The sequence below is a fragment of the Streptacidiphilus carbonis genome, from assembly GCF_000787775.1.
GTDB lineage: Bacteria > Actinomycetota > Actinomycetes > Streptomycetales > Streptomycetaceae > Streptacidiphilus > Streptacidiphilus carbonis.
Genome location: NZ_BBPM01000026.1, coordinates 87,467 through 102,311, shown reverse-complemented (window position 1 = coordinate 102,311; position 14,845 = coordinate 87,467). Strand labels below are relative to the sequence as shown.

General features: G+C 71.1%; 14 protein-coding genes. 7 read left to right on the top strand and 7 right to left on the bottom strand.

Translation table 11 applies throughout. From position 1 onward, the window contains the following. Positions 1–183 precede the first annotated feature (183 nt). Positions 184–1,155 carry a 4-hydroxy-3-methylbut-2-enyl diphosphate reductase gene (locus tag TR46_RS21255; RefSeq protein WP_042403627.1) on the bottom strand — a complete coding sequence of 324 codons (972 nt, stop codon included), beginning with the start codon at positions 1,153–1,155 and terminating at the stop codon, positions 184–186. A gap of 91 nt (positions 1,156–1,246) precedes the next feature. On the opposite strand from TR46_RS21255, the gene xseA reads away from it, so the two are divergent. Beyond that, on the top strand, positions 1,247–2,458 hold the full coding sequence (gene xseA / locus TR46_RS21250) for an exodeoxyribonuclease VII large subunit (protein ID WP_042403625.1): 1,212 nt from the start codon (positions 1,247–1,249) through the stop codon (positions 2,456–2,458). A 71-nt stretch (positions 2,459–2,529) separates the two neighbouring features. Here xseA and TR46_RS21245 read toward each other — a convergent pair whose 3' ends face one another. Continuing rightward, positions 2,530–3,018, bottom strand: a complete 489-nt coding sequence (locus tag TR46_RS21245) for a GNAT family N-acetyltransferase (protein WP_042403623.1) — start codon at positions 3,016–3,018, stop codon at positions 2,530–2,532. Between the two features lie 84 nt (positions 3,019–3,102). Between TR46_RS21245 and TR46_RS21240 the strand changes: the two genes are divergently transcribed. Next, positions 3,103–3,342: an exodeoxyribonuclease VII small subunit gene (locus TR46_RS21240; RefSeq protein WP_042403621.1), complete on the top strand. Its 240-nt coding sequence runs from the start codon at positions 3,103–3,105 to the stop codon at positions 3,340–3,342. A gap of 113 nt (positions 3,343–3,455) precedes the next feature. Beyond that, complete coding sequence (locus TR46_RS21235) at positions 3,456–4,055, top strand: malonic semialdehyde reductase (RefSeq protein WP_042403619.1); 600 nt, start codon at positions 3,456–3,458, stop codon at positions 4,053–4,055. Between the two features lie 66 nt (positions 4,056–4,121). Here the strand turns inward: TR46_RS21235 and TR46_RS21230 are convergent, their stop codons facing one another. Then, positions 4,122–4,691 (bottom strand): DUF4245 domain-containing protein, encoded by a 570-nt coding sequence (locus TR46_RS21230; RefSeq protein ID WP_161790174.1) that lies wholly within the window; start codon positions 4,689–4,691, stop codon positions 4,122–4,124. 195 nt (positions 4,692–4,886) lie between these two features. On the opposite strand from TR46_RS21230, the gene glpX reads away from it, so the two are divergent. Then, positions 4,887–5,933 (top strand): class II fructose-bisphosphatase, encoded by a 1,047-nt coding sequence (gene glpX / locus TR46_RS21225; protein ID WP_042403616.1) that lies wholly within the window; start codon positions 4,887–4,889, stop codon positions 5,931–5,933. An 18-nt stretch (positions 5,934–5,951) separates the two neighbouring features. On the opposite strand, the gene TR46_RS21220 is transcribed toward glpX, so the two are convergent. After that, complete coding sequence (locus TR46_RS21220) at positions 5,952–6,308, bottom strand: WhiB family transcriptional regulator (protein WP_042403614.1); 357 nt, start codon at positions 6,306–6,308, stop codon at positions 5,952–5,954. A gap of 127 nt (positions 6,309–6,435) precedes the next feature. After that, positions 6,436–7,170, bottom strand: a complete 735-nt coding sequence (locus TR46_RS21215) for a DUF1707 SHOCT-like domain-containing protein (protein WP_042403612.1) — start codon at positions 7,168–7,170, stop codon at positions 6,436–6,438. Between the two features lie 139 nt (positions 7,171–7,309). Here TR46_RS21215 and TR46_RS21210 point away from each other — a divergent pair, with 139 nt between their 5' ends. Both TR46_RS21210 and TR46_RS21205 read left to right on the top strand, forming a co-directional pair. Then, positions 7,310–8,965: a fumarate hydratase gene (locus TR46_RS21210; RefSeq protein WP_042403611.1), complete on the top strand. Its 1,656-nt coding sequence runs from the start codon at positions 7,310–7,312 to the stop codon at positions 8,963–8,965. 278 nt (positions 8,966–9,243) lie between these two features. Beyond that, on the top strand, positions 9,244–10,638 hold the full coding sequence (locus tag TR46_RS21205) for a class II fumarate hydratase (RefSeq protein WP_042403683.1): 1,395 nt from the start codon (positions 9,244–9,246) through the stop codon (positions 10,636–10,638). A 69-nt stretch (positions 10,639–10,707) separates the two neighbouring features. On the opposite strand, the gene TR46_RS21200 is transcribed toward TR46_RS21205, so the two are convergent. After that, complete coding sequence (locus TR46_RS21200) at positions 10,708–12,747, bottom strand: glycosyl hydrolase family 18 protein (protein ID WP_152626601.1); 2,040 nt, start codon at positions 12,745–12,747, stop codon at positions 10,708–10,710. Between the two features lie 234 nt (positions 12,748–12,981). Here TR46_RS21200 and TR46_RS21195 point away from each other — a divergent pair, with 234 nt between their 5' ends. Further along, positions 12,982–13,854, top strand: coding sequence for an SAM-dependent methyltransferase (locus tag TR46_RS21195; RefSeq protein WP_052432977.1), 873 nt, complete (start codon positions 12,982–12,984; stop codon positions 13,852–13,854). A gap of 22 nt (positions 13,855–13,876) precedes the next feature. Here TR46_RS21195 and TR46_RS21190 read toward each other — a convergent pair whose 3' ends face one another. Then, complete coding sequence (locus TR46_RS21190) at positions 13,877–14,842, bottom strand: pirin family protein (RefSeq protein ID WP_042403608.1); 966 nt, start codon at positions 14,840–14,842, stop codon at positions 13,877–13,879. Positions 14,843–14,845 lie beyond the last annotated feature (3 nt).

The window sequence follows — 14,845 nt, the reverse complement described above, 5'->3', positions numbered from 1 at the left end:
CCCAGACCGGGGGCCCCCCCTTGATCCCGAACCGCCGATGTCCACACCGAAGACGTTCACGTCGTGAATCCCCTGTTCGTCGTCGAACCCGATAACGCCAACCTAGGACCTACCCCGTCCGGCCGCCTCACGTACGTGAATCAGTACGAGCCGGCCGTGAACCGGGGGAACCGGCCGCGGGCCCTACTTGCCCGCGGCCTCCGCGCGCAGGTCCCGGCGCAGCTCCTTGGGCAGCGAGAACTGGATGTGCTCGTCCGCGGTGCGGACCACCTCGACGTCGCCGAAGCCGCGCGCGGCCAGCCACTCCAGCACGCCCTCGACCAGGATCTCCGGGACCGAGGCGCCGCTGGTGACGCCGACGGTGGCGACCCCCTCCAGCCAGGCCTCGTCGATCTCCTCGGCGAAGTCGACCAGGTGGGCGGCCCTGGCACCGGCTTCCAGGGAGACCTCGACCAGTCGCACCGAGTTGGAGGAGTTGCGCGAGCCGACCACGATGACCAGGTCCGAGTCGGCCGCGATCTGCTTGATCACCACCTGCCGGTTCTGCGTGGCGTAGCAGATGTCGTCGCTGGGCGGGCTGGTCAGCAGCGGGAAGCGGGTCTTCAGGGCGCCGACGGTGGCCATCGCCTCGTCCACCGAGAGGGTGGTCTGCGACAGCCACACCACCTTGGACTCGTCCCTGACCTGCACCTTGTCGACGTCCCCCGGGCCGTCCACCAGGTGCGTGCGCTCCGGCGCCTCGCCCATGGTCCCGATGACCTCCTCATGGCCCTCGTGGCCGATGAGCAGGATGTCGTAGTCCTCCTCCGCGTAGCGGAGGGCCTCCTTGTGCACCTTCGTGACCAGCGGGCAGGTCGCGTCGATGGTGGCGAGCTTGCCGCGCTGGGCCTCGTCGTGGACCGAGGGGGCGACGCCGTGGGCGGAGAAGACCACGATGTTGCCCTCGGGGACCTCCTCGGTGGCGCCGACGAAGATGACGCCCTTCTTCTCGAGGGTCTGCACGACGTACTTGTTGTGGACGATCTCGTTGCGGACGTAGATGGGGGCCCCGTACTGCTCCAGAGCCTTCTCCACGGCGATGACGGCACGGTCGACGCCCGCGCAGTAACCGCGCGGGGCGGCGAGCAGGACACGGCGGGATGCGGTAGCAGGCATGGTCCCCAGCCTACCGGCAGGGCGGGGCGGCCCCCGGGGCCGTCCGGTCGTGGCTCTCGGCGCTGTCGGACCCTGCCGATAGTCTCGACGCATGGCCCTGGACACTTCGGCGGACACCCCCATCCCGGTGGCGAAGGTGTCCCAGCTCATCGGCGGCTGGATCAACCGTCTCGGCGCGGTCTGGGTGGAGGGGCAGATCACCCAGCTGAGCCGGCGTCCCGGTGCGGGCGTGGTGTTTCTGACGCTCCGTGACCCGTCCGAGGACGTCTCGCTCTCGGTGACCTGCTACCGCACCGTCTTCGACCCCGTCGCCGAGCTGGTGTCCGAGGGCTCGCGGATAGTGGTGCACGCCAAGCCCGAGTGGTACGGGCCGCGCGGCACGCTGTCGCTGCGCGCCGCCGAGATCCGCCTGGTCGGCCTGGGCGACCTGCTGGCCCGGCTGGAGCTCCTGAAGCGCACTCTGGGCGCGGAGGGGCTGTTCGCCGCCGAGCGCAAGAAGCCGCTGCCGTTCCTGCCGCAGTGCATCGGCCTGGTGACCGGGCGCGCGTCCGCCGCCGAGCGCGATGTGCTGCAGAACGCGCGCCGGCGCTGGCCGGCCGTCCGCTTCGAGGTCCGCAACGTCCCGGTGCAGGGGGTGCACGCCGTCCCGGAGGTGATCGCTGCCGTCAAGGAGCTGGACGAGCACCCGGACGTGGACGTGATCATCGTGGCCCGGGGCGGCGGCAGCGTGGAGGACCTGCTGCCCTTCTCCGACGAGCAGCTGGTCCGCGCCGTCTCGGCGGCCCGGACACCGGTGGTCAGCGCCATCGGCCACGAGCCGGACCAGCCGCTGCTGGACTTCGTCGCCGACCTGCGCGCCTCCACTCCGACCGACGCCGCCAAGCGGGTGGTCCCCGACGTCCGGGAGGAGCTGGCCCGGGTGCACGGGCTGCGCGACCGGGCCAGGTACGGCGTCCGGGCCCGGCTGGACCGGGAGGAGAGCGGGCTCGCCTCGGTCCGCAGCCGGCCGGTGCTGGCCGCGCCGTACCGGATGGTGGACGAGCGGGCCGCCGAGCTCGGCGCCCTGCTGGAACGCTCCCGGCGGACCCTGGACCACCGGCTGGACCGGGCCGCGTCCGAGCTGGCGCACACCCTGGCCCGGGTGGTCGCCCTCTCCCCCGCGGCGACGCTGCAGCGCGGGTACGCGGTGCTGCAGCGCGAGGACGGCGCGGTGGTGCGCGACCCGGCGCAGGTCGCCTCCGGCGAGCGGTTGCGGGCCCGGGTGGCCGAGGGCGAGCTGTCGGTGACGGTGGATCAGGGCTGAGACAGCGCAGGCAGGAAGGCAGCGGAGGCCGGGACGCCGGGAGGCAGGGAGGCAGGGGAAGCGTCCGGACCTCAGCGGCGCCGGGTGCGGGACAGCGGGACGGAGTGCTCGGTGAAGCCGAGCTGCCGGTAGAGCTGCTGGCCGGAGGCGGTGGCGTGCAGGTCGATCCGGGTCGCGCCGCGGGCGTCGAACCAGTCGAGCAGGGCCTCGGTGCAGGCCCTGGCGTAGCCGCGGCGGCGGCTCCCCGGGTCGGTGCAGATGTTGAAGACGAAGCCGAACAGCCCGTCGGGGTGCGCGGGCGCCGGCAGCCGTTGTTCGAGCGTGCCGACGGCGCAGGCCGCGAGACGGCCAGGGTGCGCGGTATCGTCGACCACGAAGATCCCGAAGTTGCTGTCGGGATCGGCGGTGACCTTGCGGAGCAGGTCCTCTGCGGCCTCGCGCCAGCCGGCGGAACCGTCGCCGGCGGCGGCCGTCCCGGCCTGCATGGACTCGAACATCAGCTGCCGCAACCGGACCAGCTCGGGTGCGTCGTCGGGGACGCCGGTACGTACGGTGACCATGCGGCGGAGGGTAGCGAAACGGCGGCGGCACTGTCGCCGGAATTGGTCGCCGGAATTGTCAGTGCGGGCCCCTAGGGTGGGGCCATGGCTAAGAAGTCGGCGGGTGAGGCAGCGGTGGACGACACCCTGGGCTACGAGCAGGCGCGGGACGCCCTGCTGGAGGTCGTCCGGACGCTGGAGACCGGGGGGACGTCACTGGAGGAGTCGCTGGCCCTGTGGGAGCGCGGGGAGCAGTTGGCGAAGGTCTGCGAGCGGTGGCTGGACGGCGCCAGGGCCCGGCTCGACGCCGCCCTGGCGGAGGGCGAGGAGGAGCCCGAGGAGTGATCCACATCACGTGATCCCGGACTGCGGAAATAGTTGAAACTTCACCTATGTTGGAACCCGTGACAGCGGCGACCCTGCCGTCCGTCCACAGGTACACATCTCGAAGGTGAATCATGTCTGACGCTCTGGTACTCGACGCCGCCGCCCAGGACCTCCTGTTCCGCGAGGCCCGCACCGCCAACACCTTCACTGACGAGCCCGTCAGCGACGAGCAGATCCAGGCCGTCTACGACCTGGTCAAGTTCGGCCCGACGGCGTTCAACCAGCAGCCGCTGCGCATCGTCCTGGTCCGCTCGGCCGAGGCCCGCGAGCGCCTGGTCGGCCACCTGGCCGACGGCAACAAGGCCAAGACCGCCGCCGCCCCGCTGGTCGCGATCGTCGCCGCGGACCACGAGTTCCACGAGGAGCTGCCGACCCAGTTCCCGGTCTTCCCGCAGGCCAAGGACCTCTTCTTCGCGGAGCGCCCGGTCCGCGAGGCCTCCAGCTCCTTCAACGCCGCCATCCAGGTCGGCTACTTCGTCATCGGCATCCGCGCGGCGGGGCTGGCCGCAGGCCCGATGACCGGCTTCGACGCCGCGGGGATCAACAAGGACTTCTTCCCCGACGGCGACCACTCGGTGCTGGCCGTCATCAACATCGGCAAGCCTGGGCAGGACGCCTGGTACCCGCGCAACCCCCGCCTCACCTTCGACGAGGCCGTCACCACCGTCTGACGACGTGCACGCAGAACGCCCCGGCCGCTGACAGCGGCCGGGGCGTTCTGCTGTGCTGCGTCGGGGCTACTTCAGCGTCGCGGCGAACTTCTCCAGGTTCGCGAAGGACTCCGTGCCGGTCACCACCGTGGTGACCTTGCCGGACTCCAGCACCAGGGCCCGGTAGCGGTCGCCCTGGTAGTGGCTCCAGGCCTTGCCGTCGACCGTGCTGGTGGCGGCCTGCTTGACGCCGTTGGTCGTCGCGTCCGCGAGGAACGCGGTCACCGGGCCGTTGCTCTGCCGCACCGCGACGTACTGCTTGGCCGGGTCGATGAAGCCGAGCGTCCACTCCGCGTCCTGCGGGTCGTTCCCGTCGTACTCGACGGCCGTGGCGTTCCACCCGGAGGGCAGCCCGGCGGGGGCCAGCACCTGGTACGGGGCCGCGCGCTCGGCCGACGAGAGGGCGGACCGGTACTCGACCGCGTGCACCCCGTTGCCACCGCTGTGCGGGATGAAGTAGTAGATGACAAAGCCCGCCGCCATGACCGCGAGCAGCGACAGGATCATGTCGCGCACGGACTTCCCGGCCATGCCGGGCCGCTTCTGCGTCCTGGTGGGTGCTGTCCCGGTCTGCGCCGGCGCGCTCTCTGTTGCCACGCCTCCATGGTGGCCCATGCCCTGCCGGGCCGCCCGCACCGGGGTGCCGAACCGCCGCAATCCGGGCCCCCGCCCGGCCCGCTGAGCAGGCACCACTTACCCGGGGTGCCCCAGGCCACAGACATCTGTGCAGGTCACGGATAGGCTCGCAACACCCTCATCCGGCCGTCGTCGTACAAGAGAGGTACGCAACCGATGACCGAAAACCAGCACCACAACCACGCCCTTCCCTCATCCCTGGAGGTCGCCCCCGAGGCGCCCGATCGCAACCTCGCCCTTGAACTCGTCCGCGTGACCGAGGCCGCCGCCATGGCGGCCGGCCGCTGGGTAGGACGTGGCGACAAGAACGGCGCCGACGGCGCCGCCGTTCGCGCCATGCGCACCCTGGTCCAGACCGTCTCCATGAACGGCATCGTCGTGATCGGCGAGGGCGAGAAGGACGACGCGCCCATGCTCTACAACGGCGAGCGGATCGGTGACGGCACCGGCGCCGAGTGCGACGTCGCCGTGGACCCGGTGGACGGCACCACCCTCACCGCCAAGGGCATGCCCAACGCGGTCGCGGTGCTCGCCGTCGCCGACCGGGGCACCATGTACGACCCCAGCGCGGTCTTCTACATGGACAAGCTGGTCGCGGGCCCGGATGCGGCCGGACTCGTCGACATCACCGCCCCGGTCGAGCACAACGTACGGGCGGTGGCCAGGGCCAAGGGCTCCGCGCCCGAGGACGTCACGGTGGTGCTGCTGGACCGCCCGCGCCATGAGCAGCTGGCGGCCGAGATCCGGGCCACCGGCGCCCGGATCAAGTTCATCTCGGACGGTGACGTGGCCGGCGCCGTGATGGCCGTGCGCGAGGGCACCGGCGTGGACCTGCTGCTGGGCATCGGCGGAACGCCCGAGGGCATCATCGCCGCCTGCGCCATAAAGTGCCTGGGCGGTGTGATCCAGGGCAAGTTGTGGCCCAAGGACGAGGCGGAGCGCCGCAAGGCGCTGGACGCCGGGCACGACCTGAACCGGGTGCTGCACACCGACGACCTGGTCAGCGGCGACAACGTGTTCTTCGTCGCCACCGGGATCACCGACGGCGAGCTGCTGCGCGGCGTGCACTACAAGTCGGAGACGGCGACCACCAGTTCACTGGTGATGCGGTCCAAGAGCGGGACGATCAGGCAGATCGACAGCACCCACAAGCTGTCCAAGCTGCGCGCCTACAGCGCGATCGACTTCGACCGGGCCCGCTAGGCGCTGTCCGACGGACGCTCAGCCCGCGGCGGCGACCTGGCTGCCGACCCGCGCCGCCTCCCGGAGCTCCTGCTCCCGGCGGCGGCGCCGGGCGAGCACCACCCGGCGCTCGGCGGCGGTCAGGCCGCCCCAGACGCCGTACGGCTCGGGCTGCAGCAGCGCGTGCTCCCGGCACTCCAGCAGCACCGGGCAGCGTGCGCAGACCCGCTTCGCCTGCTCCTCGCGCGCCAGCCGGGCCGCCGTCGGCTCCTTGGAGGGGGCGAAGAACAGCCCCGCCTCGTCGCGGCGGCAGGCCGCGCTGGAATGCCATGGACTGTCATCCGCCGGTCCGCGTTGTGCCGGGACGTGTGCAACATGTGCACGGGGGTCGTCCATACGGGCCTGTATCGGATGAAGCACGACGCACTCCTGACGACAGTGGCGAATGCTCGGTGTGTGAGGCCAGAACTACCCCGTCGCAGACCGATTCATGCATTGCGCACACAATCCGGCGAACGCTGCGTCAGCCTTCGCCGGCGTCCAGGAATTTGCGTGCCTTGTCGCGGGCCCTTGCGGCCAGTTTGCTCGGCTTGCGCCGCTTCGCCTCGACCCCGCCGAACACCGCGGCGCCCTTGATGGTGACCACCGGGCCGTGCGGATCGGGACTCTCCTGCCGCCTCACGTCGAAGCCGCCGAAGATCCCGGCGCCGCCGCCGCGCAGGGTCACATGCTCGGGGACCTTGATCTCCACACCGCCGAACACCGCGGTGCAGTGGATCTCCAGCTCCGGGGCGTCGAACACCGCCTCGGTCAGGTCGATCTCCACCCCGCCGAAGATCGCGACGGCCTTGAGCATCCGGCCGGCCCGGAACCGGCCCTTGCGCTCGGCCCCGCCGAAGATCGCCACCATGGACTCCGGCTCGGAGCGGGACGGCAGCGCGGACCGGCCCGGACTCGGCGCCGGTCGCGGGGCGGCGGCGGCCGCACCGGCCGTGGGCATGCCCTGGTGGGTGGCGTGGTGCGACGGCAGGTCCCGGGTCAGCGGCACCAGTTCGCCCAGGGTCTTCGCCGCATAGACGGCGTCGACGCGCTCGCCGTGCTCCTCCGCGGTCAGCCTCCCCTCCGCGTACGCCTCGCGCAGCGCCTCGGCGACGCGTTCGCGGTCGGCGTCGGAAGCACGCAGGTCGGCTTCGGCCGGGTCGGCGTAGGGCTTCTTCAACGGATCCGGGACGGGCTTGGGCACGGGTGAGTTGTCCACAGGGTGAGGATAGTCACCCTGCCACCCTCCATGACAGCCCCGACGACCCCGATCAGTACCCTGGGGAAGGCTCCGCCACGGCTGCCGGAGCTCGGAGCCCGCCGCCGAGCTCCGATCGCCGAAGAATGAGGACCCCACGATGCCGGACTTCGCCTACACCGACCTGCTGCCGCTCGGCGCGGACCCCACCCCGTACCGGCTGCTCACCACCGAGGGCGTCTCCACCTTCGAGGCGAACGGGCGGCGCTTCCTGCGGGTCGAGCCCGAGGCGCTGCGGCTGCTGGCGGCCGAGGCGATGCACGACATCTCGCACCTGCTGCGCCCCGCGCACCTGGCGCAGCTGCGGCGCATCCTGGACGACCCCGAGGCCAGCCCCAACGACCGCTTCGTCGCCCTGGACCTGCTGAAGAACGCCAATATCGCGGCCGGCGGGGTGCTGCCGATGTGCCAGGACACCGGCACCGCGATCGTCATGGGCAAGCGCGGCCAGAACGTGCTCACCGAGGGCGGCGACGAGGCGGCGCTCTCGCACGGCATCTACGACGCCTACACCGAGCTCAACCTGCGCTACTCGCAGATGGCCCCGCTGACCATGTGGGACGAGAAGAACACCGGCAGCAACCTGCCGGCCCAGGTCGAGCTCTACGCGACCGACGGCGACGCCTACAAGTTCCTCTTCATGGCGAAGGGCGGCGGCAGCGCCAACAAGTCGTACCTCTACCAGGAGACCAAGGCGATCCTGAACGAGTCGTCGATGATGGCCTTCCTGGAGCAGAAGATCCGCTCGCTGGGAACGGCCGCCTGCCCGCCGTACCACCTGGCGATCGTGGTCGGCGGCACCAGCGCCGAGTTCGCCCTGAAGACGGCGAAGTACGCCTCGGCCCACTACCTGGACACGCTCCCCACCGAGGGCTCCCCCACCGGCCACGGCTTCCGCGACCTGGAGCTGGAGGCCCGGGTGCAGGAGCTGACCCAGAAGATCGGGATCGGCGCCCAGTTCGGCGGCAAGTACTTCTGCCACGACGTCCGGGTGATCCGACTGCCCCGGCACGGGGCCTCCCTTCCGGTCGCCATGGCCGTCTCCTGCTCGGCCGACCGCCAGGCGCTGGCCAAGATCACGCCGGAGGGCGTGTTCCTGGAGCAGTTGGAGACCGACCCGGCGAAGTACCTCCCGGAGACGACGGACGAGCACCTGGACGACGCGGTGGTCCGGATCGACCTCAACCAGCCGATGAACGAGATCCGCAGCGAGCTCAGCAAGCACCCGGTGAAGACCCGCCTCTCGCTGACCGGAACGCTGGTCGTGGCCCGCGACATCGCCCACGCCAAGATCAAGGAGCGCCTGGACGCCGGCGAGGGCATGCCGCAGTACCTCAAGGACCACCCGGTCTACTACGCAGGCCCGGCCAAGACCCCCGAGGGCTACGCCTCGGGCTCCTTCGGCCCCACCACGGCCGGCCGCATGGACTCCTACGTCGACCAGTTCCAGGCGGCGGGCGGCTCCATGGTCATGCTCGCCAAGGGCAACCGCTCCCAGCAGGTGACCGACGCCTGCGCCAAGCACGGCGGCTTCTACCTCGGCTCCATCGGCGGCCCGGCCGCGCGCCTGGCCCTCGACTGCATCAAGAAGGTCGAGGTCCTGGAGTACGCCGAGCTCGGCATGGAGGCGGTCTGGCGCATCGAGGTCGTCGACTTCCCGGCCTTCGTCGTCGTGGACGACAAGGGGAACGACTTCTTCGCTTCGCCGGAACCGACGCCCACCTTCACCTCGATCCAGGTCCGCGCGGGCGCATAGGGCCACCAGCCCGACGGACGGAGTCCGGCGCAGCCGGTCGAAGCTTGAGAGGCCCCCTGGGGCCGAGCAATGCGAGACCGGCCGTCGACGCAGGTGCCAAGGGGAACGACTTCCTCACCGGCCCGGGGGCCGCCGCGCAGCCGCTGATCACCAGCATTCCGGTGCGGTGGCCCGGTCGGGCTGGAGAGGCGAGCGGCGTCCGTAAGGGGGAACAGCCGCTCGCCTCCCGTCGCTGTGGGTAGACGGAACCCATGGCGATGAGCAAGGACGAACCCAGCATGGACGAGACGAAGAGCTACCGGATCGAGCACGACTCGATGGGCGAGGTGCGGGTGCCCGCCGGGGCCAAGTGGGGGGCGCAGACCCAGCGCGCGGTGGAGAACTTTCCGGTCTCCGGGCAGCGGCTGGAGCGGGCCCACATCGAGGCGCTGGCCCGGATCAAGGCAGCTGCGGCGCGGGTGAACGCCGAGCTCGGGGTGGTGGACGGGGACGTGGCCAAGGCCGTCGCCGAGGCAGCCGACGAGGTGGCCGAGGGGCGCTGGGACGCGGAGTTCCCGATCGACGTGTTCCAGACCGGGTCCGGGACCTCGTCCAACATGAACGCCAACGAGGTGATCGCCACCCTGGCCGCCGAACGGCTGGGCGCGCCGGTCCATCCGAACGACCAGGTCAACGCCAGCCAGTCGTCCAACGACGTCTTCCCCAGCTCGATCCACATCGCGGCCACCGCCGCCGTCACCCGTGACCTGGTCCCCGCGCTGGAGCACCTCGCGGAGGCGCTGGAGCGCAAGGCGGCCGAGTTCGCCGAGGTGGTGAAGTCCGGGCGGACGCATCTGATGGATGCCACCCCGGTGACCCTGGGGCAGGAGTTCGGCGGGTACGCCGCCCAGGTCAGGTACGGCGTCGAGCGGCTGCGGGCGACGCTGCCCCGGGTGGCCGAGCTGCCGCTGGGCGGAACGGCCGTCGGCACCGGCATCAACACCCCGCCGGGGTTCTCCGCCGCCGTGATCGCCGAGGTGGCGCGCGCCACCGGACTCCCGCTGACCGAGGCGCGGAACCACTTCGAGGCGCAGGGCGCGCGGGACGGGCTGGTGGAGCTCAGCGGTCAGCTGCGCACCGTCGCCGTCGGGTTCACCAAGATCGCCAACGATCTGCGCTGGATGGGGTCCGGGCCGCGCACCGGGCTGGGCGAGATCAACCTGCCCGACCTCCAGCCCGGGTCGTCGATCATGCCGGGCAAGGTCAACCCGGTGATCCCGGAGGCCGTGGTGATGGTCGCCGCGCAGGTGGTCGGCAATGACGCCACCGTGGCGGCGGCCGGCGCCGCCGGCAACTTCGAGCTCAATGTGATGCTGCCGGTGATCGCCAGGAACCTGCTGGAGTCGGTCCGGCTGCTGGCCAACATCGCCCGGCTGCTGGCCGACCGCACGGTGGACGGCATCACCGCCAATGTGGAGCGGATGCGGGAGCTGGCCGAGTCCTCCCCCTCCGTGGTCACCCCGCTGAACCGGTACATCGGTTACGAGGAGGCGGCGAAGGTCGCCAAGCAGTCGCTGGCGGAGCGGAAGACGATCCGTCAGGTGGTGCTGGAGCGCGGCTACGTCGAGCGCGGGGAGCTGACGGAGCAGCAGTTGGACACCGCGATGGACGTGTTGGGGATGACCCGGCCGTGACTCGCCGGGACCCGGCCCTGACCGCCCGTGGGGGTGGCGGTCAGGGCCGGGCGACTCGGGCCTCGCGGCTCAGGCGACGCCGATGTCGTCGGCCGAGTAGGCGCTCTGGCCGTACCACCCGTGGATGTACAGGGTCACCGAGGTGGACGACCCGGTGGTGAAGGTGACCGTGAGCTTCTGCCAGGTGGAGCCCGGGCTGGCCCAGGTACTGGCGCTGGCTCCGCCGCTGACGCCCAGGTAGACGTAGTTGCCCTGGATCCATCCGGTGAGGGTGTAGGCCGTGTTGGCCTTGAGCGTCAGCGTCTGCTGGCACTGGGCGGTGTCACCGGACGTCGGCGTGGCCGTCAGCGCATGGCTGCCGCTGTGGACGGTGCTGCTCTGGACGGTGGCGCCGCCGGCTGCGGAGCAGGTCCAGGGGGACAGCGAGCCCGTCTCGAAGCCGCCGTTGACGACCGCGCCGCCGCCGGGCGGGGTGGTGGTGGGCGGCGCGGTGGTGGGCGGGGCGGTGGTCGGCGGGGCCGTGGTCGGCGGCGCTGTCGTGGGCGGGGCGGTGGTCGGCGGGGCCGTCGACGGGGCCGGGCAACTGGACGCCGAGCCGTTGGTGTCGGTCACGGTGTCGTTGAACAGGGTCGCCGCCGGGTCCAGGTCGTACATCGAGAACATCATGGTGCCGCCCAGGCCGTTGCAGTGCAGGTAGTCGGTGGTGGCCTGGATGGACCGGGCGTCCTCGCCGCTCCAGAAGTTGGAGCCGTCGTAGAAGTACGCGGCCTGGGCCGCCGGATCCCAGAAGGTGTCGGCGGCGTTGTCGACGACGCCGGTCAGCTCCTTGTACATGCGTACGCCCGCGACGTTGCCGGAGTCGGCCGCGCCGGTCGCCGGGCCGGTCGCGGTCTGGAACAGCCCGTGGTTGCTGCCGGCCGGAACTCCGGTCCAGCCGCGGTAGTAGAACGGGACTCCCAGCGTGAGCTTGCCCGCCGGGAAGCCGCCGGTGATGCCGTACTGGGAGTCGCCGACGGTGTACGCCTTCACCGCCTCGTCCACCGAGTACTTCGCGGTGCCGGGTGCGACCGGGGTCATCGGGTCGTTCGGCCCGGAGTACAGCGGCGCCTGGTGGTTGGTGGGCCCGGTGGGCTCCCAGCCGCCGTGCATGTCGTAGGTCATGGCGTCGCCGAAGGTCAGGTACTGGCCGATCTTGTCGGTCTCGACGTTCTGGATCTTGTCCTGACCGGACGGCAGCGCGGCGCTGAGGGCGTAGCTCTTGCCGTCGGCCGAGCCCTGGGTGTTGAGCTCGCTGCGGAACTCGGCCAGCAGCGCGGTGAAGTCCGCCTTGTCCGCGGTGCTGGAGTGGTTGCCGGTGTGGCCGCCGCCGCCCGGGTACTCCCAGTCGATGTCGAAGCCGTCGAAGATGCCCTTGCCGGTGCCGGCCCCGCCGTAGCCGTTCTGCGAGGGCAGGTTGCCCTTGATGAACATGTCGATGCAGGAGGAGACCAGGGCCTTGCGCGAGGCGTCGGTCGCCGCGGCGTCGGAGAAGTACTTGGAGTAGGTCCACCCGCCGATCGACAGCAGGATCTTGAGGTTGGGGTTCTTCGCCTTCAGCTCCTGGAGCTGGTGGAAGTTGCCCACGATCGGCATGTTGTAGGCGTCCGAGGTGCCGTCGACGCTGATGCTGGAGTCGTAGGACTTGCCGTAGTCGGCGAAGGAGTCGCCCGCGCCGTCACCGGCGTTGGGGTTGCTCTCGTCCTGCGAGGCGGCCGAGTTGGCCTCGAAGCACTGGTGCGTGGTCGGGTCGATGTTCTCGAAGTCGTAGATCAGGTAGTCGAGCTTGGGCGCGATGCCCTCGGTCTGCAGGTTCTTGGGGTAGAAGGCGTTCTGGTAGATCGACCACTGGTCGAAGTAGGCGACCTTCAGCCCGCCGCTGGTGGCGGCGGCCCCGGTGGTGTTGCTCGCCGGGGTGACCGTGGCCGCCCCGGCCGAGGTACCCAGCAGCGACGCGGACAGCCCGACCAGGGCCGCGGCGACGGTGGCGACGGCCACGCCGAGCCGCCGCGAACCGCGACCGGACCGCTCGGAGCTTGTGTGCCCAGGGGTTCTGGGCAGGGTGTGGCGCATGGATTGGTGCATGGTGCGTCCTCCCGAAGTGGGGGATGAGGGGGACGGGAGCGCATGCGCATGCGTTGAGCTGTTGAGCAGGTACCTGCCACTCAATGTGGTACAGACCAATCATGCCGTCAAGGGCGAGGACCGATAAGGGTCTGGACCAATAAGGGAACTGACGGCTGGTTATGATCTGACTGGCCGCGCTGCGGTCGAAGGAGTTCAGGCACGGACAGAGGGTGGTCGGCGATGACCGATAACGCATCGGGCTGGATGAGCACGGCCATCCGCCTGGAGCCGATCCAGCCGGTGGACCTGCGCACCGACCGCCCGCAGTCGGCGCGGATGTACGACTTCCTGCTCGGCGGGAAGACCAACTTCCCGGTGGACCGCGCGGTCGCCGAGCAGGCACTGGCGGCCTATCCCGGGCTGCGCACGGTGACCCGGATGAACCGGGCCTTTATGCGCATCGCGGTCGAATTCCTGGCCCGGCAGGGAATGGACCAGTTCCTCGACATCGGCACCGGCATCCCGACCGCGCCCAATGTGCACGAGATCGCCCAGGGCATCCGTCCGGACGCCCGGATCGTCTACACCGACAACGACCCGATCGTGCTCGCCCACGCCCGCGCGCTGCTCACCGGGACGACCGCCGACGGCCGGGTCGACTACATCGAGGCGGACCTGCGGCAGCCGGAGCAGATCCTCGGCCACACCTGCCTCAGCGGCCCGCAGCCGGCGCTGGACCTGGACCGGCCAGTGGCGCTGCAGCTGGTCTCGGTACTGCACTTCGTCCCGGACCAGGACGAACCGTACGCCCTGGTCCGGGAGTTGCTGAAGCCGTTGGCCTCCGGCAGCTACCTGGTGCTGTCGCACGCCACCGCCGACAGCAACCCGGAGCAGGTCAACCGTGGCGCCGACACCTACCGCGCGGCGGGGGTGCGGTTCCAGACCCGCACCCGCGCGGAGGTCGCCGCCTTCGCGGACGGCCTGGACCTGCTCGCCCCCGGCGTCGCCACGCCGACCGCCTGGTGGCCCGGCTTCGCCGGGGACGCCGAACTCCCCTACGCCGAGGATCCGGCCGTCGACGACGCCTACCTGCTGATCGCCAGGAAGCCCTGAGCGGTACGCGGGCCCGTGGTGGTCAGCGTTGGCGTCCGCGCGGCTTCAGCGGGAGGTCGGGCAGGGCGGGCGCGGGGACGGGGGCGCCGTCGTAGCCGTGGACCTCGCCGAAGCGGGTGCCGGTCGTCCAGGCCTCGCGGGCCTCGGCGATCTCCTCCCCCGTCCTGGCCACGAAGTTCCACCACATGACCAGCTTCTCCTCGAACGGCTCGCCGCCGAGCAGCAGCAGGCTGCTGTCCGCGGCGGCGCGCAGCGGGAGGTCGCGGCGTCCGCAGCCCAGGTAGAGCATCGAGCCGCGCTCCACCGGCACCCCGTCCACCTGGGCGTCGCCGGCCATCACCAGCACCGCGTACTCGAAGTCGGGCTGCAGCGGCAGCCGCGCCGAGACACCGGCGGCCAGGGTGAGGTCGGCGCCGACCAGGGGTGAGTAGGTCCGGCCCGGGGAGCGGGCGCCGTCCAGCTCGCCCATGATCACGGTGGCGTGCACCCCGGGTGCGGTGACCTCCGGGAGGACCGGGTGGTGCTCGAAGTGCGGATCGGTGTGTCGATGCACGTCAGGGAGTGCGACCCAGAGCTGCGCGCCGTGCAGCAGCCGGGAGTGCTGGGACGGGGACTGCTCGGAGTGCGCGATGGCCCGTCCGGCCGTCATCAGGCCCAGCTCACGCGGCCGCACCGTGGCCAGGCTGCCGAGGCTGTCGCGGTGCTGCACCTCTCCGTCGTGCAGCCAGCTGACGGTCTGCAGGCCGATGTGCGGGTGCGGGGGGACCTGCATCCCGGGCTCGGAGGCGATGTCGTCGGGGCCGTAGTGGTCCACGAAGCACCAGGCGCCGACCATCCGGCGCCCCAGGTTCGGCAGCAGGCGGCGCACCACCGTGCTGCCGCCGAGGGGGACCTGCTTGGCCGTCAGCAGCTCGTGCACGGGGGTCGCCGAGACGTCCTCGCGGCCGCCGCACAGTCGCGCCTGCGGCGCGGTTTCCAGGTTGCTCATGGA

Coding starts and splice junctions, on each gene's coding strand:
- TR46_RS21220 (WP_042403614.1), bottom strand. CDS start 6,308: ATGGACGACCCCCGTGCACATGTTGCACACGTCCCGGCACAACGCGGA.
- TR46_RS21200 (WP_152626601.1), bottom strand. CDS start 12,747: ATGCGCCACACCCTGCCCAGAACCCCTGGGCACACAAGCTCCGAGCGG.
- TR46_RS21235 (WP_042403619.1), top strand. CDS start 3,456: ATGTCTGACGCTCTGGTACTCGACGCCGCCGCCCAGGACCTCCTGTTC.
- TR46_RS21210 (WP_042403611.1), top strand. CDS start 7,310: ATGCCGGACTTCGCCTACACCGACCTGCTGCCGCTCGGCGCGGACCCC.
- TR46_RS21190 (WP_042403608.1), bottom strand. CDS start 14,842: ATGAGCAACCTGGAAACCGCGCCGCAGGCGCGACTGTGCGGCGGCCGC.
- TR46_RS21240 (WP_042403621.1), top strand. CDS start 3,103: ATGGCTAAGAAGTCGGCGGGTGAGGCAGCGGTGGACGACACCCTGGGC.
- TR46_RS21245 (WP_042403623.1), bottom strand. CDS start 3,018: ATGGTCACCGTACGTACCGGCGTCCCCGACGACGCACCCGAGCTGGTC.
- TR46_RS21195 (WP_052432977.1), top strand. CDS start 12,982: ATGACCGATAACGCATCGGGCTGGATGAGCACGGCCATCCGCCTGGAG.
- glpX (WP_042403616.1), top strand. CDS start 4,887: ATGACCGAAAACCAGCACCACAACCACGCCCTTCCCTCATCCCTGGAG.
- TR46_RS21205 (WP_042403683.1), top strand. CDS start 9,244: ATGGACGAGACGAAGAGCTACCGGATCGAGCACGACTCGATGGGCGAG.
- TR46_RS21255 (WP_042403627.1), bottom strand. CDS start 1,155: ATGCCTGCTACCGCATCCCGCCGTGTCCTGCTCGCCGCCCCGCGCGGT.
- xseA (WP_042403625.1), top strand. CDS start 1,247: ATGGCCCTGGACACTTCGGCGGACACCCCCATCCCGGTGGCGAAGGTG.